The organism is Paenarthrobacter sp. 10N417 (assembly GCF_056394745.1).
The window spans coordinates 1-22,358 of record NZ_JBFTIL010000036.1; the positions used below are offsets into that span (position 1 = coordinate 1).

Genomic DNA, 22,358 nt, shown 5'->3' on the forward strand with positions numbered 1-22,358 from the left:
CGCTCGGACACGAAACGCTCGGACACGAAACTCTTTGCCTTCGCGCGGATCTCGTCGGGGCGATGGCTTCCGGTGCTCTGGACGCCGGCTACGGCTTCCCGGAGCCACCCGGCGATCTGTTCTCCGGCGCCGCCATGGTGATCACCGATGGTGAGCATCCCAGCAGCGATTCCTACCTGGATAGGATTCCCGTACGAGGCCATCATTCGCGTGACCGTGGTCGTTGGTGAGATGCCGTGCTCCATGACCGAAACCATGATGGCCTCCAGGACGTGGGCCTGGCCATTCGTTGGCCACCGGCCGCTGATGAGGAGGTATGCGAGTTCACCGAAGCTGCGCTTGCCAATCATCGTGGTCAGCAGGTGGCCGCGAATGAGAACGTCGTCGTCGCGCACTTCCGCTATGTCAGTTGACCAGTCGTCTGTTGTCGACGCCATGGGCGCCTTCCTCTCGTAGAGATATATGGTTCGAGCTATCGTGGTCGACGGTGCTGGAGGGCAAGAGTCCTGATCCATGACCGGTGGAAACAGGTACAGGGTCGCCCGGGATGTGCGTTCGATGGCTTACCACGGGACCAATTGCAATGTCGAGACACTGTGGAATCGGATCCACGAAGCGATGGTATCGTATCCAGAAATGAAAATCGAGGATTGGGAAGCTCCCCTCATTTCCAAGGCGAGAACTTCACGCACAACCTGCAACTCGTGAACCGCGTGAAGGAACTCGCGGACCGGCCATTCTTAGTCAATTTCACAGCCAACCCGCGCTCGACGGTCGCCAATCTTGGTGGACATTCCCAGGAGCAAGTATTAGGTGTATTATACAATCAATATGGTCGCCTTGGGATCGTCGCTTAGTGCGGCAGCACCACCCTTCGCCCAAGGCAAGGCCACTAGTCCATCAAGGCAGACACCCTAGGAACTTATCCCCCATGATTGAGCGCACACTCTACGAGGATGACCATAAGGCCTTCCGCAGCTCGGTCGCCGAATTTATTCGGCGTTCCATTAGCCCCAATGTTGATGAGCATGCCGCAAGCAATCGAATTCCGCGCGAAGTCTGGCAGGACGCAGGCAAGCACGGCTTCCTTGGCCTTGAGGTTCCTGAGGAGTATGGCGGAAGCGAAGCTGCCGACTATCGGTTCAATGCGGTACTGCTCGAAGAGCTAGCCAAAGTGAACCTTGCCCTTGCATCGTCGATGAGCATTCATTTCGATGTGGTCGCACCGTATCTCGTTAAGCTCTCAACGCCTGAGCAGCGTAAACGCTGGCTGCCCGGGTTCTGCGACGGCTCGATCGTGACGGCGATCGCCATGACAGAGCCTTCCGCCGGTTCCGACTTGGCCGCCCTGCGAACCTCTGCCGTAAAGGACCCGAAGGGCGGCTGGATTCTCAACGGATCCAAGATCTTCATCACCAACGGAGGTTCTGCGGACCTCATCATCGTGGCCGCCCGAACGACTCCAGATAGCCGCGGGAAGGGAATCTCTCTCTTCGCTGTCGAAGCGTCGATGCCGGGCTTCAGCCGCGGAACGCCACTCGATAAGGTGGGTCAACCTGAGGCCAACACCGCCGAGCTCTACTTCGACAATGTCTACCTCACTGAGGACCACCTGATCGGAAGCCTCAACGGCGGATTCGGCCACATGATGGAACTACTTCCACAGGAGCGCATCGGCGCCGCCGTAACCAATCTCGCACACGCCCGGCAGATCCTCGACGAAACGATTGAGTATGCACGCGATCGCCAAGCCTTCGGCCAAGCGATTGGGTCGTTCCAGCACAACAAATTCCTGCTCGCGGAACTCGTGACAAAGACTGAGGTGACCCAGGCATACGTCGACCAGTGTGTCGCTGCGCAAGTCCGCGGAGAGCTCTCCGCCGTCGATGCAGCAAAAGCCAAGTGGTGGGCCGCGGACGTACAGAATGAGGTTCTCGACCACTGCGTCCAGCTGTACGGAGGCTATGGATTTATGAACGAATATCGCGTCGCCCGCGCCTGGAAGGATGCCCGCGTCACTAAGATCTGGGCAGGCTCAAATGAGATCATGAAGAACATCATCGGCGGCGACCTCGGCTTCTAGAGCACGATTGGCCTAAGTGCCGGCCTGAGGCAATTTTGGCCATGAGCCCCGGTCATACTTCGACGCTGAAGGGACCTCTTCGAGGTCGTCCAAAATGCCTTCTGCAACGGTAACACCGGCAATGTTCGCTATGGGAGCCCGTTTGCGCCTCGCCTCTCGCAGGCAGCCGCCGCCCGACCACCATCGGGATATCCACGTATCAAAGGAGTAGCCAGTGAAAATAGTTGTACTAATGAAGCAGGTGCCTGACACCTATGGGGAGCGCACCCTGCTGACCGACGGCCGGGTCAATCGTGAGCGGAGCGACGCAGTTATCGATGAGATCAGCGAGCGAGCAATCGAGGTCGCGCTGCAGCGGAAGGACGCCGACGAGACGACCGAGGTAATAGCCCTGTCGATGGGTCCGGAATCGGCAACAGCGTCCATTAGGAAAGCACTTTCGATGGGAGCCGATTCCGGAGTGCACGTTCTCGATGATCAGTTGATGGGAGCGGATGCTGTACGTTCCGCCCTGGTCATCGCAAGGGCGGTGGAGCGCGTAGGCGGTGTTGATCTGGTTCTGGCCGGAGATGCATCGACGGATGGCCGGGGTGGTGTTATCCCCGCCATGGTCGCGGAGCATCTGGGGCTGTCATATCTGGCCTCGCTTAACGGACTGCAGGTGGGCAACGAGGTGACAGGAACACAGGCTACCGAGTCCGGTACGCGCGAAGTGTGGGCGACACTCCCGGCCGTCGTGTCCATCACCGAGAGCGCAGACGAGGCGCGTTTCCCCGGCTTCAAAGGAATCATGTCGGCCAAACGCAAGAAGATCGACGTGACCAGGCTATCTGACCTCGGAATCGATCCTTCTTTCCCCGGCCTGGCCCGCTCGATCGTCCTTTCCACGGCGGCACGTCCCGCMCGTCAGACCGGCACGAAAATCCACGACGAGGGCGTTGCAGCCGACAAGCTTATTGAATTCCTCGTTGCCGAGCGGCTTCTTTAGGCCCCCAATAGATTTGGAGAAAATTACGATGTCAAACGTTCTTGCTTTCATCGAGGTCTCCCCCGCGGGCACGATCCGTCGTTCGTCGGAGATGTTGATCGGTGCTGCCGGCTCCATAGGCACGCCTGTTGCGGTTGCAGCCGTCGCGGCCGGGCAAGGTGCCACGGTGTCCTCGCGTCTCCGTGAGTTGGGTGCAGCGCGAATATACATCGCCGAAACTGATTCCGCGACGACCACTGTCGCAGTCGCCCAGGTTGCCGCGCTTCAGGCTGCGGTGACCGAGTACACGCCAACTGCTGTGCTGACAGCGAATACTCTGGACGGGGCTGAGGTCGCGGGTCGACTGGCGGTCCGCACCGGCGGAGCGCTACTGCTCGATGTCGTCGGCGTGCACGCCGACGGTGACAGGGTTGTCGGGTCTCATTCAGTGTTCGGGGGTGCCTACAACACCAACAGTACGGTCACCGGAGGCCTGACTATCGCGACGGTAAGGCTCGGTGTGATCGAGAATGTCGCGCCCGGAGCAGCCTCCGAGACCAGCATTGTCTCCATCGAGGTCGACACATCGAAGTCCACAGCCATCACTGCAGTGAACGACGAGACGATCGCGTCCACCCGCCCCGACCTGCGGGAGGCGACCACTGTCGTCTCAGGTGGCCGCGGAGTCGGCTCAAAGGAGAATTTTTCGATTGTGGAAGACCTCGCCGACGTGCTCGGTGCTGCCGTGGGTGCGTCACGGGCCGCCGTGGATGCCGGATATGTGCCGCATTCCTACCAGGTAGGGCAGACCGGCATTACGGTGTCACCGCAACTCTATATAGCGCTCGGCATCTCGGGTGCGATCCAGCATCGGGCCGGAATGCAGACTGCAAAGACAATCGTCGCCATCAACAAGGACAACGACTCCCCCATCTTTGACATCGCTGACTTCGGCATCGTCGGAGATCTCTTCAAAGTAGTACCGAAGCTTGTCGAGGGAATCAAGGCGCGGCAGAAATGACGAGCAGCACTCTGCAGAAGAAGGGCAAGCGCAGCCGCTGGTTCACGCTTGTGTGGGTGATCCCTGCTGCGTTGGTCCTGCTCACTTCGATTGTGTTCGGCGCACAGTGGCTGCGCACTCTCTCCGGAGTGCAATCGTTCGTGACCAACTACCCTGGCCACTTCCAACTGCCACCAGGAGCACCCGAGGGCTTCCCCGAGTGGTTGCAATGGAGCCACTTTTTCAACATGCTGCTGATCCTGATGATTATCCGCAGCGGTTGGCACGTACGCACCACCGAGCGCCCCCCCGCCTACTGGACCCGAAACAATCGGGGACTCATCCACACCAAGGGCAAGCCAAACAAGATCAGTCTCGACTTGTGGCTGCATCTGAGCCTTAATTCGCTGTGGGTCGTTACCGGAATCGCTTTCTACGTCCTACTGTTCTCGACAGGCCAGTGGCAACGGTTGGTGCCTACCTCATGGGAGCATATCCCCAACGCACTGTCGGCCGCGTTGCAGTATGCATCTCTTGACTGGCCGCTTGAAAATGCCTGGGTGTCATACAACAGCCTACAAATGATCGCATACTTCGTGACCGTTTTTATCGCCGCCCCGTTTTCGATCATCACGGGCATCCGCATGTCGGGCGCTTGGCCTACGGACGCCAAAATCAACAAGGTATACCGCGTCGAGTTAGCTCGGGCGATCCACTTCCCCGTGATGCTCTACTTCGGGCTGTTCATCATCGGCCACGTGACCCTCGTGTTCGCCACCGGTGCATTGCGCAATCTCAACCACATATTCGCCGGGCGGAACGACGAGAGTTGGGTCGGCTTCTGGTTCTTCGCCGGAGCCCTAGTGCTCATGGCGGTGCTGTGGGTATCCGCCCAGCCCATCCTTCTGCGGCCAATTGCGTCGCTGACAGGATCTGTAACCAAGAAATGACCGTCGCGAGAGAGCACATCAGACCAACGAAATCGTCGATGGGAGGCTCAATGAAGGCCGGATTACAAATTCCCCGAGATCACAGCGTTATCACTCGCGTCATCGAATGGCGGGACAGAATTACAGTACCGTAAAGGAACGCGGCTACTGGAAACTCACCTTCTTGAATACAACGGGGACTTGTCCGGTCGCAATGACTTGGTAACTCTCAACTTCTACCTTCGCCGCCAACGAAAATTTCACCGAATCGATCAACTCGCCTCGCAGCTTCAGGACGACGTGGCATGCGTGCGATCCTGGGCTGCGGGCTACGACCAGGAATCTCCTGGGTGAAAACTCAGGGCGACAGGCCGAAGCTGCCAAAGGATCATCGCGATGCCCGGCTCCTCTGCACTCTGTATTGTGGCAGACGGCAATAGCCCTCGCCAAATGTTTGAAGTATCCCGAGGCCATGAGGTATGGGTCATTCCGCAAGAACTGTCTGGATGGCTCACTATCGGCGCGGAGTGTATTGTCGCCTGCCCAAGTTGAGCGGACGGACATCAGCCGTAGCCAGCATTAAATGACTTTTCCGGATTGCGAGGAGCTTCAAACGCGGCGCGAAGCCCGCCTTCTGAAACACAGCGTCAGGGCAACTGACTGAGCGTCAACTCCCCCGCACGAGGTTGGTGGCGTTCATGCACAGCCATATCAGTGTGCGGGCGAAGCGGTTGTAAGCCAGAGTGGGACTTGACCACCGCGGGCGTATTGGTGACACCCATGCCAACCTCAATCTGACGCATGGATCGATGTGTTAAGACGAGGGCTGGATATTCTATTCGTGTGTTGTGCGTTCAACTGCTTGGTCCGACCCTTAAAGGCTAGGGACCGCCCGCGTGAGCATTTTTAGGGGTTGCGCGTTGTGGCCGGGAGGGAAATCAGCGTCCGCCATAACATAGGCCATGACGAGTTTGGAAACGAGGAAGGGCACTTATGGGAACGACAGCATCGGTCGGCGATACCGTTGAGCTTGATCCAAATCAGCGCGTGATTGATGAGGCGTTGGGATCTATCATTCGCTGGTCTCTCTATGAGTTCCACGCACTGTTAGTGGAGAGGTCGGGCGTCTCGATAGATCGCTCCATGATCTCGATACTCACTCGATTGTCAGCTACTGGGACGCTCCGGATCTCTGATCTCGCAAATCGTCTTGGACTCGACAGGTCCACCCTCAGCCGGCAGGTAGCGGCAGCGGTGGCAGCTGGCTACGTCAGTAGAACAACCGATGAATCGGACTCTCGTGCATATCTTGTGTCGATGACGGATGAAGGTAGGGCAGCTTACCGGGCGGTACGTCTGGCCAGGACTCGCATCATGGTGGAAATGACTCGCCAAATGAGCTCGTCAGAGTTGGACCAAGTCTCGAATGCACTTCCGATATTGGCGCGCGCAATCAATAATTTGTCCGCCTCCGTGGGTTCCGAGCCGTAAGCCAGCGTTTGGGGATTTGATGGCAGCGTTTGGCCGGGCACACGTGGAATGAGGCAGTACTCCAGTTCAAAGGTCCCGCAACGGCGGCAGTCGACAGCATTTCTTTTTCGGATGCCTCAGGGAAATCTGGCCCCTGACCGGCGTTTGCTCAACTGCTCGGAACGTAGCCTACGACAAGGCGGGCGCATACGCCGTTGATCCTGAACGATGAGTTCGCCCTCCAGCCTTGGCCGCTTTAGCGAAGAAGTTGGCGCGGGGCCGGTCCTCTTCATGAGAAGGTCGACGCTGATTTCTGCCTGCGTTCTGTGGGCTGCCGCACTGTGGTCAGATCATAAACAGCCCAGCCAGACGTCGTGATCCGGTTGTACCCGATCACCCGTCAAGGACGCCGTATGCGATGAGATCATTAACACAAGAAGATCTTCCGTGAGGCCTGGGATTCGCGGGCGGTTCGCGATGCGGTGCAAGACAGCATGGGTTCTCATTGACCTCGATCATGATTCCCATCTTCATCGGCTTCCTGTGCTCGGCAATACTGGTACACGGGCGTCGCTTCGCACCATTGCAGGCGATCGTGGACATTTTGGCCGCGATGCCCCTGGGAAATGCCACAATATTTGATCTGGGCTTTCTGCTGGCCTATAGCGGGGACGAGTTGGGTGGTTGTCACTGTCTATGTGACATTGATGATCCGTTCTCGACCCGATTTCAAACATCGGAAACATTGTCGCTCGGTATGCAGTACATCGAAACCTCGCATCGCAGTGTGCGGTTTCGCGCGGAAGTTCTGGACGATGGTCTCCTGTACCTGGCACCCTCATCCTTAGAGCAGGGTCCTTCTCCGGGGACCCGAAGTGCACTCCCCCGCGCTCGCTCCAGAGTCTCGTGGCCGTGGTCTCGAGCATCATGCCCATCGAAGCGGTTACCGGGCGGAGTCGCCGCAGCTCAGCGAAGGACATGACGCCCGGGTTGAGATGCGGCAGAAGGTGTTGGCCAAACTGGGACAGGAACCGTTGCTGGTCATGGCCCGGGGCGTGGAAGACCTGGTGATTGGACCCTGCCTCTAGTAGGGATGAGCTGGTCCATGACCTGCTCCGGATCCGAGGCGACGATCCAGCCCTTGGCGACCTGTTCGATGGGCAGCGCGTCCGCTGCGGCTGCCATGGCCGCAGGGTCCTCCAGGCCGGCTTTCTGTTCCGGGCTCAGTGACAGCGGCGCCCAGAACCGCGTGTTTTCCAGCGCCAGGGCATAGTCCGTATCGAAGGAGAGCTTGATCTCAATCATCTTCTCTATCCCGGCCGGATCCCGTCCGGCGGCCGCCGCACCTTCGAATACGGCCGGCAGCAGCTTCTCCCTATAAAGGTCCATGCCAGAGGTCGTCTCGGGAGAATCATCGCGCCACGGAAGGTACGCGTAAATATAGACTTCCGCGTCCACAGATCCACACGGTCGCGCGTGAGCGCAAGTAATTTGTCGAAGGAGACCCCATGGTATCAAATCAAAGCAAGTGGTATCGTATTCAGCAGAGATGGTATCGTATTCAGCAGCGGTTGAGCGATGCGGTTGACACCAGCAAGGATGGTGCCGCTCCGTTCGACTGGTGGCGACGACGGGGCGGGTCTTCATCGATGGGTGGTGCTGTGGGTCGACTGCTCGATCTCCGCGGCCTCGGAAACGGACCACCGGGCGGTGTACGACGGAAGAAAGAGGGGTGTTGTGAGGAGAAGAATGAGCACGATCAACCGATCCCTTGGCGTCAGGTTAGCCTCTGAGGCCGCACCTGCCATCCCGGCGGACCGTACCGTCATCGCTGCCGTCGTCGAGTGGCGGGGCAGGATTGCCATGTTCAGGAGGAGCCGCAGTCTGGGTCATGACGGCGGCCGGTGGCACTGCATCACGGGATTTGTGGAAGCTGGGGCAACACCTGAACAGCAGGCCTTGGAAGAGCTGTTTGAAGAAACGGGCTTGCAGGCCAAAGACCTCCTCGATCTTCGGCAGGGGCCGGACCTGGTGATTCCTGACGGTTCCGGAACCCCGTGGCTTATCCACACTTTCACTGCGATTACATCCCGGCGGCGGTTGAAGCTCGACTGGGAACACGATTCCTACCGGTGGACCACCCCGCAAAAGGCCAAGCGCTTCGCTAATCGAGTCGGCTGGCTCGACAACGTGCTCGCCGCAACCGGTCATCATCCCATTGCCGTCCCGACACTCCAACCCTGGGACGGCGCCATGATCCCAAACCTGCTAGATCCGCGAGTGAGTCAATGAAAGCCACGACCCAAGCCAGTGCACCTTCCGGTACCGCGCGATTACAGCCTAGTGCCCGTATCTATGGTTGCGTCCGGCTTGAAGGGATGGTTGGGCATGGGGACGCCCGGGGTCGGGAGCTCGGTTATCCTACAGCCAACATCTCCGTGCCGGACGAGGAAATCCGGGACGGGGTCTGGGCAGGCACCGTCTGCCTTCAGGGAGGGGATGATGAAACCTACGCTGCCGCTGTCTCTGTAGGTCGGCGCCCGACCTACTACCGCAGAGGAACACGGTTGCTGGAGGCCCACCTTCTGGACTACGACGGGGACCTGTACGGGCGCATCGTCCAGGTGATTCTGCACCATTACATCCGCCCCCAACGGCGATTCCGTGGAACCGATGAACTCGCAGCACAGATCCGCGACGACGTAGCCCATGTGCGTTTCTGGATCAACGGGGCCGGCCAGGAATTTTGGACGTGAGAATCAAGCGGGAAACGGCAATTGCGACTTCGAGCCAAGGACCCCGGCCCATTGATTACGTCGCAGCAGTAGCGGTTGACGGCTCACCGCCCGTCGCCGCTGACGCTCCAGCAGCCGGAAGAAGCATGAAACCTAATCAATTAATGGTCCGCAAGCACGTCGGATGGAATTTGCTGATCAACGTGTGGGTGGAAATCCGATACTACGGCCGCGCCATAAGAACGGGCTTTGTCGAAGATGCGATGCCCGACTCCTCCGCACTTTGGATTGCCGCGAACGCGAATGACCCGCGTCAAATGTTTGAAGCATCCGAGGGATTCGAGGTATGGGTCACGCCACACGGCTGGGCGCCAGCCTCCGCTAGCGGAGAACATTAACCACATCTCAGCGTCACCCGGGTCTCGGAAACGGGCGGCCCCCGCCCGGGCAGCGGTGGCGGCCCGGGCGCACCGTATGGCCGGTACCCAGCATCGAGTGACTGTTGCTTTTGATCTCCCAGCCAATGGTGCCTACAGATCGGCCCAGCGCGTTCCCGATCGTCTACAGCGACGTTCCGTGGGACTCCCGCTCCCTGCAGTGACAGTTACCGGCGCTGATGGTCTGTTCGAGGCTGCGCACTTCACCACGCGAGGCTGCGATGGCTAATGCGATCGCCGCACATGCGGTGGACTTTGACGATTCGAGCCTTTGGACTGACGGCCGCCCATCAGCGGCAGTGGTCTCGGCAGCCGTCGCACTCGGTGAAACACTGCGATCTTCAACCGGACAGGTCGCGGCAGCAATCGTCGCGAGGTCGCAAGGTCAGGCCTGCATCGCGCTCGCAACCGGCCCATCCGCCTACGAGAGCGGCCATTGACGGCCCCGGGATCTACGGCACGTGCGGCGCTGCGGGCGCCTGCTCTCATCTCCTCGATATCGATGTTCACGATTTTGAGTATGCCTTTACTCTCGCGGCCACTCAGGCAGCCGGCGTCAGGCGCACCTTTGGGACGATGGGGAAGGATGGACCATCAGACTCGTTGTCCGGTTCGGCTTTGTGCGGCTTGGTAGGACGGCAGTTCCTCCGGAATTTCCGCATCACGCGGTGCCGCCCCCGGAACACGCACTCGCTGACGTCCAGCAAGACTCAGGGCCAACTCCTCCTGGGAGGTGTAGTACTCGTATCGCATGTGTCTGCGTTGGAATAACCATCGGTCGTCGACCCGGCAATACTCGTCGTCGTAGCGGTACGCGGCGACCATACGTTGCCCGTCGATCGCAACTTCACCATGCCCCATCTGGATTCCGAGCGCGGTTCTCGCACCGGGCGTCAGGTCCACAAGATGCTGATGAACACTGTGTGCGGTCAGAGAGTACGTGTTCATTATCTGTCCGAAAAACTCGCGCAACTCTTTACGACCTGAGTACGCAGCTCCCGCTCGCAGGAAAACGGCGTCATCCGCAAAAAGACCTATTAATGCTTCCAGGGCGTGGCTATCGACGAGAATGGGGTACGCCTCAGCGAGCTGCCGAATTGCATGTAGGTCGACCAATCGCTGCACATGCAGCGACTCCGACCCCTTTTCAACTTCCGGGCTGAAATTCACACGGCTAAGGTCGAGCATGGTGATGTGGGCTCCTTTTAACGGCTGGTGCGTCGACCAGCATTGGGAAGTCAGTGCCGCCTTGTGTAACCGCTCATGCCATTCCCGGCTTGATTAGGATCTCGCTTGTGCCTGAGTACCGGTCTATGGGACCTGGTTGCCGGGAACGTGGCCTGGACGTGGTTGCCGTAGGAGGCCATCATCCGGGTGACCGTGGTCGTCGGCGAAATTCCGTGCTCCATGACCGAAACCATGATCGCCTCCAGAACCTGAGCCTGGCCTTTCGTCGGCCACCGCCCGCCGATAATCAGGTAGGCGAGCTCACCGAAGCTGCGCTGGCCAAACAATGGTCGTGAGCGGGTAACCGCGAACGAGCATGTCGTCGCCTTGCACCTGGGCAATATCGGTTGAGCAGTCATTGATTGCCGCCGCCACGGTCGCCTCCATCTTATCGGAGCGGGTGGATCAGACCGGCGTCGATTCAGAAATTGCCTCCGGCACGGACGGCCGGCGGAATTTTTTACCGTACTTGGCAAGCTGTGCTTCGAAGGCCGGAATAGTGTCAGAACCGATCAGCTGGAGATCACCGAGGTAGTCGAACAGGTTCAGACAAATCCCGTCGACGCCGTTCGTCGCGGCCCAATCCGCCAACTGTGTGCCCGCGTCTTCGGCGCTGGCAATAATCGCGTCACCGAGCAGGTATTCCTCTACCTCATCACGAGAGACCATGCGTCCTTGTGCGCTCTCTAGTGATTCGGCACCGCTGGCGACTAGCATGTTGCGCAATGCTCCGCGGTCTGCCTGGTCGACGATTTGCCGTGCACGGTCCTTCGCCTCAGCAGTCGTCGCGCCCAGAATCACTGACTTGGCGCCAATGAATCCGCACTCGCTGCCGACCTCTGCCCGAACCTTGCGGAACTTCTCTGCGAGGTCTCCGAAACAGAAGATATAGTCCGCGTTCTCAGCAGAGAAGCGCATGCCGGTGTACGACTGTCCGGCATTTACGATCAATGGTGAAGCCTGCAAGGGTCGCGGCCGACCTGAAGCCTTGTTGATCTTGAAGTACTTCCCGTCCAGCGTAGCCTCGCCGTCGGACCAGAGCATCTCGACGACGTCCAACCATTCCCGGGTGTAGGCGTAGCGTTCCTTGTGGTCAAGCAGCTCAACGCCCATCGCGGCGAATTCGTGCGCTCCCCACCCGCTGACCACGTTGAGACCCCAACGGCCGCCGCCGATGTGATCAAGGCCGACGCCATACTTTGCAGCCACAACGGGATTGAGTAGGTTTGTGTGGATTGTGGTCAGGAGTGTGATCTTCGTCGTGGCCGCCAACAGTGCGGCTGTTAACGTGATCGTGTCGAGGCTGGCGCCCCGCCACACGATATCGTCGCCGGGCAATCCAGCCCAACGTGCGGCAGGAAACGCGAAGCTCATGCCCACTTCCTCGGCGGCGAGGATCGTTGCCAAATTGTACTTGTAGGTCCACTCCGTCGGGTTCGGTGCGAGCGTGGGCCATTCGTGGAACGATTGGTTCGGTTGAAAGATACCGAGCATGATCGAATTTTCGATGCTCGGTAGAGCCCGTTCGACACAATGCTCGAGACCAGGCCTGGTGGCGGGATCGGCGCTGTCTGGGTAATACCTCATTAGATGCCTTTCTGAAGTTGAAGCGAAGAGTCGACGAGATCACGCGCTCCGAAAGCATGCGACCGGCTTTTCAAGATCATGTCCTCGCGGAACCCCTCCCGGTGTCGCCATGAGTCAACCTGTTCGCTGAACCCAAGCGTGCCGCCTGGGTATCCTGCCGCGACCGCAGGAATAATGTTGCCGGTCACGTTGCCCTCGTTGTTGTAATAACCCGGCGTGCACTCCAGCACGGATTTCGCGAGGGCCGCACCACCCCGACGCAACTCGGCCATGTGGGCATCCCACGCCAACTCCGCCTCGCGTTTGACTTCCATCGATGTGACGCCCGAATCGACCAAGGTCGTAATCAGCTCCACCACATGGCTGGCCTGAATCGTCATCCGGAAGGGAATGTTGAACGTCGGCGCGGACTGGCGACTGTTTCCGACCATGAACATATTCGGGAAGCCGTGGGTGTAGAGACCGTGGAGCGAGTAGTACTCGTTACGACCCAACTTCTCATCCAGCGTGACACCATCGCGCCCGATCACGTTGTAGCGACCCGACTGCGACGGCGAGGTCGCGAACGACTCAAACCCCGTAGCATAGACGATGCAATCCACCTCATACGCCACACCATCAAAATGGATGGCATTCTCTGAGATACGATCCGGCCCGCGGCCATCGGTATCGACCAGGGTGACATTGGCTTGGTTGAACGCCTGCAGATACTCATCGCTGAAGCACGGCCGCTTACAGAACCGTCCGTAGTACGGCATGAGACCCGCCGCGGTCTTGGGATCCTCCACGATCTCCGCGATGCGATGGCGAATACGCTCCATCTGCTCGAAGTCGATCGCGTCCATCGCCTCGGCAACAGCCTCTGGCGTCATCCCCCTGGCGTCCGGGCGACCCCAAACCTCTTTCCACTGATCATCGATCAGATTACGGTCCGGGCTCTTGCCCTCCAGCACGAGGTCGAAGTTCGTCTGACGATCCTTCTGCCATCCCTGCGGCAAGCTCGACCACCACTCGGGATCAGTCGCCCGATTACCCCGCGCATCAAGAATCGAAGGGGTGCGCTGGATCAACACCATTTCCTTAGCATCCGCCGCAACCCGAGGCACCACCTGAATGGCAGTGGCTCCGGTGCCAATCACGGCAACCCGCTTATCAGCCAGCCCGGTCATACCCCCGACGTTGCTGCCGCCTGTGTACTCGTAATCCCAACGACTGGTATGGAACGAATGTCCCTTGAACGTTTCGATCCCGGGAATGCCAGGAAGCTTAGGGCGGCTAAACATCACCCCGGATGCGAGCACCACAAACCGTGCAGTGATCTCATCCCCACGATCAGTGGCTACTTGCCAGAGCTCACTCTCCTCATCCCAGCGCATCTCCGTCATCCGCGTCTGGAACAGCGCATCTTTGTAGAGATCGAAATGATGCCCCATCTTGCGGGCATACCCGAAGATCTCGTCGGTACGCGCGTACCGCTCCGTGGGCATGTAACCTACCTCCTCGAGAAGCGGTAAGTAGATCGAGGACTCGATGTCGCAGCGCGCACCCGGATAACGGTTCCAGTACCACACACCACCAAAGTCGCCAGCGTCCTCGATGATCGCCAGTTCCAAGTCCCCCGCCTTGCGCAGCAACCCGCCCGTGGTCAAACCACCAAACCCGCCGCCCAAAATCAGGACGTCGACGTCACGCCGCACCGCTTCACGCTCCACATGCGGGGTGAACGGATCACGCAGATACTCCGAAGCAGTATCGAGCTTCACATACTGTGCGGTACCTTCGGCACGAAGCCGCTTGTCCCGCTCTTCCCGATATTTCTCGCGAAGCGAATCCCGCTCTTCCTCCGGCACAACGCCCTCATTTTCCGCATTCATTCAGAACCTCCGCTCCCTGTCGACTTCCCGTAGGACGAACCCGATACGAACAACCACGACATCGGACACGAACCTCAACGTCCGCACCGCCACTATCGTGGATTCTTATTCATAGACTAATGGTATCGTATCCAATGTGCAAAGGAACACTAAAAGAAAGAAGGCGAAGCATGAGGCAAGCAGTAATCGTCAGCACAGCGCGTACACCGATCGGCAAGGCGTATCGAGGCGCGTTCAACGACACCTCGGCACAGGAGCTCGCTGGACATGCGATCCGGGAAGCCGTAGCACGCGCACAGATCGACGGTGCTGAGGTCGAAGATGTCGTCCTCGGCTCCGCCATGCAAGAGGGCACAACCTCGATGAATATCGGAAGGCAAGCAGCACTCCGTGCCGGCCTCCCCGATACGGTGGCCGGGATGAGCATCGATCGCCAGTGCGCGTCGGGTCTCATGGCAATTGCCACGGCGGCGAAGCAGATCATTGTAGATGGCATGCAGGTTGCCGTCGGTGGCGGCGTCGAATCGATTTCACTCGTGCAGAACGACAAGCAGAACTTCTACCGCGCACGCGATGGATGGCTGAACGAGAACCTACCCGGCATCTACCTGCCGATGCTCCACACCGCCGAAATCGTCGCAGAACGCTATGGCGTCAGCCGGGAGGCCCAGGATGCCTTTGCGCTGATGTCACAGGAGCGCACAGCAGCAGCTCAGGCATCCGGTCGATTCGATGATGAGATCGTTCCCTTCAGCACGACGAAAGTGGTAACGGACAAGGACACCGGCACTCAACAACGCGTCTCAGTCCTGCTCGAAAAGGATGAGGGAAACCGTCCCGGTACAACCGTAGAAGCGCTTTCCAGCCTAACCCCCGTGCTCCCAAATGGAACGGCATCGGCCGTTTCAAGCGTAACCGCCGGAAACTCCAGTCAGCTTTCTGATGGCGCATCTGCTGCGGTGCTGATGGAGGCATCCGAAGCCGAGCGCCGTGGTCTCACGCCGCTGGGACTTTACAAGGGAATGGCAGTCGCCGGATGCAGTCCCGAGGAGATGGGTATAGGGCCCATTCCCGCAGTACGAAAGCTCTTGGAACGCCACTCCCTCGAAATAGACGATATCGGCCTTTGGGAGCTGAACGAGGCTTTTGCATCACAAGCCCTGTACTGCCGCGACGTACTTGGCATTGATCCTGACCTCCTCAACGTCAACGGAGGTGCAATCGCCTTCGGTCACCCCTACGGCATGTCAGGTGCGCGGATGGTCGGGCACGCACTCCTGGAGGGGCGGCGCCGTGGAGCGCGCCTGGTTGTCATCACAATGTGCGTCGGCGGCGGCATGGGAGCAGCGGGACTATTCGAGGTTGTGTCGTGACGGTTGTAGGACGGCGAAACTTTACGAACATCGATGAGATCAGCCGGGCTGTCGGTGAACATCTCGGCTTCTCACCCTGGACAACCATTACACAGCAGCGCATAGACGTTTTCGCCGAGGCGACCGGCGATCATCAATGGATACACGTCGATCCAGTCCGCGCAGCATCTGGTCCCTTCGGATCTACAATCGCGCACGGGTATCTGACGCTGTCGCTCGTTTCCATGTTCATTGAACAGGTCGTTGATATCAGCGAATCGATAACCCGGATCAACTACGGTGCAGAGCGAACCCGCTTTCCGGCACCCGTCCAGGTTGGTTCCCGTCTACGCGGAGGCGTCGAAATCGTCGCCCTAGAGCCGACGACTCATGGTCAACGCCTCCGGGCTCGAGTCACAGTGGAGATCGAAGGACAAGACAAACCCGCCTGCGTCACGGAAAACGTGATCCTCTTGCTTCTTTGACCCCCGGGCAGGGTCAGTGGGATTCGGGACAATTACGATCAACGGGCCACATCAGTGTTGCGCCTTGAAGCCGCAAGATCCTCTGACGCGCGGCCCAACCACTTGCAACTCAAGCGTCTGCGTCTTAGGGTTTGAACCGTCGTCCCGCCCACCGTCTCTGGACCTGCCTCCGGCAGCTCTCGCGGCCACGCGCTCGGGTGCCAGCGGGTGTGATCTCGCGTCGGTCGGATACGTCAAGGAGGAGTACTGTATCGCGGGCAAGGCCGATCGTACCCTCTCACCGACGCCCCGGACAGGGGAGTTTGTCTCAAAGACGGAGTCCGAGTCCGCGCCGTACCGCACTCGTATCGTGATGCGTCGGCCTGCCGACCCGGATAAGTTCAACGGCGCATTGATCGTCCATTGGACCTGCGTCGGCCCCTCGGCTACGACGTCATCGACGAACCCGAGGCCATAGCCGACGGATACGCCTTCGTTAGTGTTCAAGGCGCCGGGCTTGAGGGCTTCCCCGGCGCGAGCGGCGGCCTGAAGGCCTGGATCCCGGGCGATACGGCCCCATGCAGCTGCCGGTCGACTCCTATGCGGCCGATATGTCCTCGCAAGCTGCCGTGGCTTTCGGAGCCGGAGGCGCTCGCGAGGGCGTCGAACCCGTGGACGGCCTCGTCGAACCCGTGGAGGGCCTCAAGGTCCCCTACCGCGTCGCCCAGGGGGCCTCGCAATCCGGCCTTGCGTCTGTGGCCTGGAATTTGAGCGTCGTGGCGACGTACAACAAGCCAGCGAGCGTCCGGAGGGAGCCTCATGCGGGTATCCAGCAGCCGAGGCCTGAGCTCACCAGTCGTGTTCAACACTTCGCGGGACCCCCACAAGCCCACCGACAAAGTCTGGAACCACGGCCGACGCCCAACCAGGGCACCAGCCCCCGGAAAAGGCTGGGCACGTCCCGAACACTGGATATCACTCAAAATGACAGTTCCAGGTCAGGATGTGCGGACTACATGGATACTCCCCCGTCGATTGGCAGCACGACTCCTGTAATGTAAGCGGCCTCCTCTGAAGCGAGGAAGCCGACTCCGGTGGCGATCTCGTGCGGGTCCGCGAACCGTCGGATTGGGATCATCTCGGTAAGTTCAGTAAGCCTCGCTTCGGGGATGGACGAGATCATTCTGGTCTGCGCATTGGGTGAGATCGCGTTGACAGTGATCCCGAAGCTAGCGAGTTCCTTCGCCGCGGTCTTGGTGAATCCAATGATCCCTGCCTTCGCAGCGGCGTAGTTGGCTTGGCCGAAGTTTCCGTGCATGCCCGAATAGGAGGTGACGTTCACTATCCGCCCGAAGCCCTGCGCGCGCATCGGCTTGATGGCCGCGCGTGTGAGACGGAAAGTGCCGGTGAGGTGGACGTCCAGCACGCTTTGCCAGTCGTCGTCGGTCATCTTCCACAGAACCCCGTCACGAAGAATGCCAGCGTTGTTGACCAAGATATCCAGCGAGCCAGCCTCCTCGATGACCTGGTCGATGACCTCACCGACTGAGGGCGAAGACACATCGACTATGAGCGAACGCGCCCCCAGACGCTCTGCGGCGATAGCCGTCTCCCCGGGGTCGAAGTCGGCAATGTACACGGTTGCGCCGCCCTCAGTGAGGAGTCGGGCGATTTCATATCCGATGCCGCGCGCGGCCCCAGTCACGACGGCGGTCTTGCCTCGAAAGTCAAACGAAAGGGTCACGCTAATCTCCTCACGGATAGGTTTTGCATTATTTCTATGAATGTTGCCTAGTGCTTGGACGTTGCGTTGCTAACGGATCGCAAGTGCGTTTGCCGTGGAGCCAGCACCGCCGGGGGCGTATAGCGGAGCGCTCACCAGCATGCATGTAGCTCGGCCGTCGTCGTGGCTTCGTGCGGCCAACTCCTCAAGCCACCAAAGCTCGCCGATTGCCATGCCGAAGTGGCCGAGAAGGGCTCGGTGAAGTATGCCGAACGGTGACTCCGGGCTCGAGTTCCCCATGGGGAAAACCTCAACGCAGGGTGTGTCGCTCACGACTGCACTGCAGTGGATATTCCAGAGGTATCGCGCCATCTCCTCCGTGTGTTCGAGTCCTGCCGCCATCATATTCGCGCGATCCGAGACACGCTGACGCTCGTGCGGCTCCAGCCTTGCGTACCACGCCGCAAACCCGGTACGCAATAGGATGATGTCCCCGGGCATGAACTCCACTCCAGCTCGTTGCCGCGCTCTCTCGAGATCGGCGACGGAGAATGCGTGCGGAGTTGCCGGATCGTATGGTTCCCCGTTGAGCTCGGCGTCCCTCTGGAGATCAAGAAGTACACCTCGCCCAACGATTCCTCGCCGAGCCCAACTCGCGATCGAGTTACGTCCGTTCAGGACTTCATCGAGGGTTGCTCCGTTGTAATAGACGCCAGGGTACGCTGCCACATGACTGAGGGCGTCCCATTGGCTGCTGGACTGCGGGTTTAGCGCCGAGTAGGATTCGTCAATGCTGCCGTTGTCGGTGACCACGATATCCCTGGTGTAACGGGGCCGACTGTACAAGGGCGGGTCAAAAAAATCGAGCGGCGCATCGAGCCGGATGACTTCACCGCTGACAATCGATTGGGTGGCCTGAAGTGTTGTCGCCGGGCCGTGCAGATTCAGCAGCCCGTCCTCGTCGGACGGCCCGAATAACCCCCAGGATGATCCGATTCCGAAGTCGGTTTTTGGTAGCTCGTCATAGTCCGGAAGGTCCGGCCTTTCGCTGCTCATGTCGTAACTCATTCGTCTCTTGGCTCCCGTTCTCAACTTTCCTAATGGTGAAATAAGCGAAAGAGCATCAAATTTGAAGTCGTTCTCCGACTTCAAGGCGGGATGGTTCTCGTGCACTACGGCGACATTGTCAAAGCCCCGGCCTCGATATGATCCTGGTCGTTGAAGGTCCAGCTCGACGCCAGCTGATCCTTTGCTATCATGTTTCGATGAAGCTCCGACGCCCCGCCGGCGATCCGGTAACTGCGGGCAAGTCCAAAGAGCCAAGGCAGACCACTTTCCTCGTCGAATCCCGTGCCCCCGCACACTTGGATTGCTTCATCACAAACGAAAGAAGCCGCCTCACTAGCGGCGAGCTTGGCCATGCTCGACTCAATGCGCGAAGGGTTGCCGTCAACGGCATTGGCGGCGGCTTTCATCATGAGCAGCCGCGCTGACTCAATTCGCATTTCCATATCGGCGAATTTCCACCGCAGTCCCTGCTGGTCCCACAACGGCCCGCCGAATTGGTGGCGACTTACGACATACTCTTGCGCACGAGTCCGTGCACACTCGGCGATTCCGAGACTCTTGGCAACGGCACCAAGACGCTCCATGTTGTAAGTCAGGATGAGGTCCTTGAACCCGTTTTCCAAAGGCAGAATGTTCTCCGCGGGCACCCGACAGTTTTCGAATCGCAATTCCGCCCAGGTGGAGCCAGACATAAAGGTTCTGACGGGTCCGGTTACTAGACCAGGCGACCCCTTCTCAACAATTACCGCCCCAATATCGCTCAGTTTCGGGCCAAAACGGACATAGACTAGAAACACGTCAGCTGCATTGGCGCCGGCAGAGAAAACCTTGACTCCGTTAAGGAGGACCTCGGAGCCGTCGACTCGGCCGCTAGTCTTCAAGCCTGTCAGTTCGGAGCCTGCGTCAGGCTCGGTAAGTGCAATCGAAAGGCGAAGCTCTCCATTCAGCATTCTGGGGATATATTTCTCCTGCTGGGCCGCACTCCCATGTTTTGTGAGGATGCTCAGTGGACCCACGTCGAACACATTCATAGCCGCAGCTGTAGTCGGGCATACGCTCCCGATCGCGTCGAGCACCAACAGCGCGTCAAACTCCGAGCGTCCGCCGCCGCCGACGACTTTTGGTGCGCAAAGCCCAAGCAGCCCCGCATCTCGCAGAGCGGCGATGTTCTCGGCGGGGTACTCCTTAGTACGGTGCCATTGCATGGCTTTCGCCTTAAACTTGTCGAGCGCCAAAGTGCGACTGGCGGCGATAAGGTCTACTTGGTCCTCGCTCAGGCCGAACATTTCTATATTTCCCTTTCTAGAAGCAATAAATTGTCGTAGAGCACGCCATACGCAATATCGATTGGCCCTCTGCAGCAAACCCGACTGGGATCGAACGCCATCCTTTGCCACATTAAGGGCAAATTCGCTCGAAACTGCACCTAGTGCCGCCTTCGGCGATGCGTAGGCACCGGCATTTATTTCATCAGCGAGACTTAGATCGACGGCGCAGACGACGGCATCTTGCGCAACATTTCAAAATGTAATCAATCGCTCGAACGGCACCTGGCGGCAAAGGACGTGCTCAGCGAATCACTCATGACTACTGTTCCCGTGAACAGGCCGAGAGCTACCGAGCCAGTCGTCCAGCAACGCGGGCGCAATCTGAACGGCGTGTTGCGGACCTACCAAAAGGTGGCTCATCGCGACCCGCGCGTTTGCATTAAGGCGAGCGAAAATTCCGTCCTTCGCAATGACGTCTGACCCCGCCCACAACGATGCCGTTGCAATGATGTCGTCAAGGGACCGATAGAGGTGAAGTGCTGCTTGCTCGATGAGCGCAGTGTGCAGCTCACTTAAACGGTGTTCCGCCGCCGCCTCCCACAGGTTCTTATAGGAGTCCAGAATGAATGCGCGCGACGCTTGGTACAGCGAAGCAACACGAACAAACTCGGCCTGAAAGAGCGGATAGTTGTCCAGGGAAGGCACCACTCCGCGACGTCGTCCCTGAGCGGACTTCGCCATCTCCTCGATCGCTCGCTTCGCTAGACCGAGCCCCGTGCCGACGTGGTGCAGGGTCGTGACCCCTGTAAACCCCTGGGTAAACACTGGGTCGTCAGGAAAGTCCGTTCCGTCGTGGATTGCCATCCACTTTTCCTCGATTACGTGTTCCTTCACTAGATAGGACCCCGAGCCTGATCCGGCGAGACCAGACGGGTCCCAATCGTGCTTCCACTCGACGTGTTCAGGGTCCACCCAAACGAAGACGACATTCGGCTCCCCGTCCTCACCGATGAGCATCTCGTCGTTCTCATTGAGCAGGGCTACCCGGCTGACCACTCGCGTCGCATGCTGCGAGCCGGATCCGAAAAACCTCTGGGGCGCTTTGACCAGATAGCCACCCTCAACTGGCTTTGCAGTGCCGAAGGGTCCTTGCGGAGCACCCGAGCCGCAGGCGACGCCGTCTGCTTTAGGGCCGATCAGCTCACGCAATGCTTCAGCCGGCAGGAGCATTCCAATGAACAGGGTGCCTGTCTGGTGGTTACCGTAAACCCAACCAGCAGAGGCGTCCTGACGCGAGATCTCCTCCGCGATCTGAATATAGGTAACGGCGTCCACGCCCGCCCCTCCGAGGTGTTTTGGCAGCAACACGCCATACAGACCGGCGTCCTTCCACGCCTGAACGACCTTTGAGGTGATGACCTTGTCTTGGTCGGCCTGCGGGACTTCAGACTCTACGAGCGGCGCCAGCGAACGTGCTACGTCAACCCACCGCTGCGCTTCTTCTGACGTGTGACTAGTGTCACAGATCGGGGTGTCAATTACTGACTCCATAATGTTGACCTCCGTAGGGTGAGATTTCGAGTCGTGATCGGATGCAAGGGTACTCGGTTGCTGTCCCGGCCGGCTTAGGCCTACGGTAACGGGAGCCGTGAGGAGTCCTCGAGCCGCGTGACAGCACAGCCAATGCCAGTCGTCTAAATTTGAGCGCGGACGGCAATGCATTCATGACGCGGCATCCGACGCATTATACCGCACCGCGAGCTCGCCCCATTCGCGGTACCGGATTGTCTCCTGGACGGTCTTAGCGGTGTCCGAATAGTCCGCGTCCACCATTCCGGTTTGCTTGAGTTCCGTGAGCGTCTTGATAGCTGCCTCGTATATTGCGTACGAGACAGGGACCGGGTCAAGAAGAATCTTCACACCGCTCTTTTCAGCGAGTTTGCGCTCTTCACGCGTGGCGCTGCCGAAGCGGATGGGCACCATCATCACCGGCACTCCGCACGATGCCTCTACTGCTTCGGCAGCATCCTCCCACGCGATATGTGTTGGCTTGATAACATCGGCCCCCGCCTCAGCGAATAGCCGCATGCGCAACAGTGCCTCGTCCTTCGATATCAGGGCACTATCAGTCCTCGCCACGATGACCGTGTTTGGATCCCGGCGCGCCTCGACCG

23 protein-coding genes are annotated in these 22,358 nt (G+C 59.2%); 13 read left to right on the forward strand and 10 right to left on the reverse strand.

Translation table 11 applies throughout. The annotated features are described in order from the left end of the window. Window positions 1-437: citrate/2-methylcitrate synthase (locus AC1DCM_RS25750; protein WP_477520204.1), on the reverse strand; the 437-nt coding region annotated here is incomplete at its 3' end. A gap of 494 nt (window positions 438-931) precedes the next feature. Here AC1DCM_RS25750 and AC1DCM_RS25755 point away from each other — a divergent pair. From AC1DCM_RS25755 to AC1DCM_RS25780, 6 genes are all read left to right on the forward strand, one after another. Next, complete coding sequence (locus tag AC1DCM_RS25755) at window positions 932-2,083, forward strand: acyl-CoA dehydrogenase family protein (RefSeq protein ID WP_477520205.1); 1,152 nt, start codon at window positions 932-934, stop codon at window positions 2,081-2,083. 214 nt (window positions 2,084-2,297) lie between these two features. Then, the gene (locus AC1DCM_RS25760) at window positions 2,298-3,071 is read left to right on the forward strand and encodes an electron transfer flavoprotein subunit beta/FixA family protein (protein WP_477520206.1); all 774 of its coding nucleotides are present in this window, start codon (window positions 2,298-2,300) and stop codon (window positions 3,069-3,071) included. A gap of 28 nt (window positions 3,072-3,099) precedes the next feature. Next, complete coding sequence (locus AC1DCM_RS25765; protein WP_477520207.1) at window positions 3,100-4,071, forward strand: electron transfer flavoprotein subunit alpha/FixB family protein; 972 nt, start codon at window positions 3,100-3,102, stop codon at window positions 4,069-4,071. Beyond that, on the forward strand, window positions 4,068-5,000 hold the full coding sequence (locus tag AC1DCM_RS25770) for a cytochrome b/b6 domain-containing protein (RefSeq protein WP_477520208.1): 933 nt from the start codon (window positions 4,068-4,070) through the stop codon (window positions 4,998-5,000). The genes AC1DCM_RS25765 and AC1DCM_RS25770 overlap by 4 nt, the downstream gene beginning before the upstream one ends. Before the next feature lie 78 nt (window positions 5,001-5,078). Further along, window positions 5,079-5,333: a riboflavin kinase gene (locus AC1DCM_RS25775; RefSeq protein WP_477520223.1), complete on the forward strand. Its 255-nt coding sequence runs from the start codon at window positions 5,079-5,081 to the stop codon at window positions 5,331-5,333. Window positions 5,334-6,122: 789 nt separating this feature from the next. Beyond that, window positions 6,123-6,470, forward strand: coding sequence for a MarR family winged helix-turn-helix transcriptional regulator (locus AC1DCM_RS25780; RefSeq protein ID WP_477520224.1), 348 nt, complete (start codon window positions 6,123-6,125; stop codon window positions 6,468-6,470). A gap of 1,020 nt (window positions 6,471-7,490) precedes the next feature. Here AC1DCM_RS25780 and AC1DCM_RS25785 read toward each other — a convergent pair. Further along, on the reverse strand, window positions 7,491-7,907 hold the full coding sequence (locus tag AC1DCM_RS25785) for an LLM class flavin-dependent oxidoreductase (RefSeq protein WP_477520209.1): 417 nt from the start codon (window positions 7,905-7,907) through the stop codon (window positions 7,491-7,493). A 291-nt stretch (window positions 7,908-8,198) separates the two neighbouring features. On the opposite strand from AC1DCM_RS25785, the gene AC1DCM_RS25790 reads away from it, so the two are divergent. The 3 genes from AC1DCM_RS25790 (at window position 8,199) to AC1DCM_RS25800 (ending at window position 10,061) form a co-directional block, all read left to right on the forward strand. Next, the gene (locus AC1DCM_RS25790; RefSeq protein WP_477520210.1) at window positions 8,199-8,741 is read left to right on the forward strand and encodes an NUDIX domain-containing protein; all 543 of its coding nucleotides are present in this window, start codon (window positions 8,199-8,201) and stop codon (window positions 8,739-8,741) included. Further along, window positions 8,738-9,205: a riboflavin kinase gene (locus AC1DCM_RS25795; protein ID WP_477520211.1), complete on the forward strand. Its 468-nt coding sequence runs from the start codon at window positions 8,738-8,740 to the stop codon at window positions 9,203-9,205. Before AC1DCM_RS25790 ends, AC1DCM_RS25795 begins: the two co-directional genes overlap by 4 nt. A gap of 595 nt (window positions 9,206-9,800) precedes the next feature. Further along, window positions 9,801-10,061: an MmgE/PrpD family protein gene (locus AC1DCM_RS25800; protein WP_477520212.1), complete on the forward strand. Its 261-nt coding sequence runs from the start codon at window positions 9,801-9,803 to the stop codon at window positions 10,059-10,061. Between the two features lie 154 nt (window positions 10,062-10,215). Here the strand turns inward: AC1DCM_RS25800 and AC1DCM_RS25805 are convergent, their stop codons facing one another. From AC1DCM_RS25805 to AC1DCM_RS25815, 3 genes are all read right to left on the reverse strand, one after another. Further along, complete coding sequence (locus tag AC1DCM_RS25805) at window positions 10,216-10,809, reverse strand: nuclear transport factor 2 family protein (RefSeq protein ID WP_477520213.1); 594 nt, start codon at window positions 10,807-10,809, stop codon at window positions 10,216-10,218. A gap of 444 nt (window positions 10,810-11,253) precedes the next feature. Then, window positions 11,254-12,342, reverse strand: coding sequence for an LLM class flavin-dependent oxidoreductase (locus tag AC1DCM_RS25810; RefSeq protein WP_442007005.1), 1,089 nt, complete (start codon window positions 12,340-12,342; stop codon window positions 11,254-11,256). Window positions 12,343-12,434: 92 nt separating this feature from the next. Further along, window positions 12,435-14,309: a flavin-containing monooxygenase gene (locus tag AC1DCM_RS25815; RefSeq protein WP_477520214.1), complete on the reverse strand. Its 1,875-nt coding sequence runs from the start codon at window positions 14,307-14,309 to the stop codon at window positions 12,435-12,437. 170 nt (window positions 14,310-14,479) lie between these two features. On the opposite strand from AC1DCM_RS25815, the gene AC1DCM_RS25820 reads away from it, so the two are divergent. From AC1DCM_RS25820 to AC1DCM_RS25835, 4 genes are all read left to right on the forward strand, one after another. Beyond that, on the forward strand, window positions 14,480-15,682 hold the full coding sequence (locus AC1DCM_RS25820; RefSeq protein WP_477520215.1) for an acetyl-CoA C-acyltransferase: 1,203 nt from the start codon (window positions 14,480-14,482) through the stop codon (window positions 15,680-15,682). After that, entirely contained in the window at window positions 15,679-16,146 is a 468-nt protein-coding gene (locus tag AC1DCM_RS25825; protein ID WP_477520216.1) for a MaoC family dehydratase, read from the forward strand. Before AC1DCM_RS25820 ends, AC1DCM_RS25825 begins: the two co-directional genes overlap by 4 nt. Before the next feature lie 16 nt (window positions 16,147-16,162). Continuing rightward, entirely contained in the window at window positions 16,163-16,603 is a 441-nt protein-coding gene (locus tag AC1DCM_RS25830) for an alpha/beta hydrolase domain-containing protein (protein WP_477520217.1), read from the forward strand. A gap of 133 nt (window positions 16,604-16,736) precedes the next feature. Continuing rightward, complete coding sequence (locus AC1DCM_RS25835; protein ID WP_477520225.1) at window positions 16,737-17,186, forward strand: hypothetical protein; 450 nt, start codon at window positions 16,737-16,739, stop codon at window positions 17,184-17,186. On the opposite strand, the gene fabG is transcribed toward AC1DCM_RS25835, so the two are convergent. From fabG to AC1DCM_RS25860, 5 genes are all read right to left on the reverse strand, one after another. Then, window positions 17,138-17,869, reverse strand: a complete 732-nt coding sequence (fabG, locus tag AC1DCM_RS25840) for a 3-oxoacyl-ACP reductase FabG (RefSeq protein WP_477520218.1) — start codon at window positions 17,867-17,869, stop codon at window positions 17,138-17,140. The two genes, AC1DCM_RS25835 and fabG, sit on opposite strands and share 49 nt — an antisense overlap. A 69-nt stretch (window positions 17,870-17,938) precedes the next feature. Beyond that, the gene (locus AC1DCM_RS25845) at window positions 17,939-18,904 is read right to left on the reverse strand and encodes a cyclase family protein (protein ID WP_477520219.1); all 966 of its coding nucleotides are present in this window, start codon (window positions 18,902-18,904) and stop codon (window positions 17,939-17,941) included. A 116-nt stretch (window positions 18,905-19,020) separates the two neighbouring features. Next, window positions 19,021-20,202 (reverse strand): acyl-CoA dehydrogenase family protein, encoded by a 1,182-nt coding sequence (locus AC1DCM_RS25850; RefSeq protein ID WP_477520220.1) that lies wholly within the window; start codon window positions 20,200-20,202, stop codon window positions 19,021-19,023. 291 nt (window positions 20,203-20,493) lie between these two features. After that, a complete protein-coding gene (locus AC1DCM_RS25855; RefSeq protein ID WP_477520221.1) occupies window positions 20,494-21,735 on the reverse strand; it encodes an acyl-CoA dehydrogenase family protein in 1,242 nt (413 codons plus the stop codon). Window positions 21,736-21,906: 171 nt separating this feature from the next. Continuing rightward, window positions 21,907-22,358, reverse strand: a 452-nt coding sequence (locus AC1DCM_RS25860) for an isocitrate lyase/phosphoenolpyruvate mutase family protein (RefSeq protein WP_477520222.1), incomplete at its 5' end; no start/stop codon positions are given.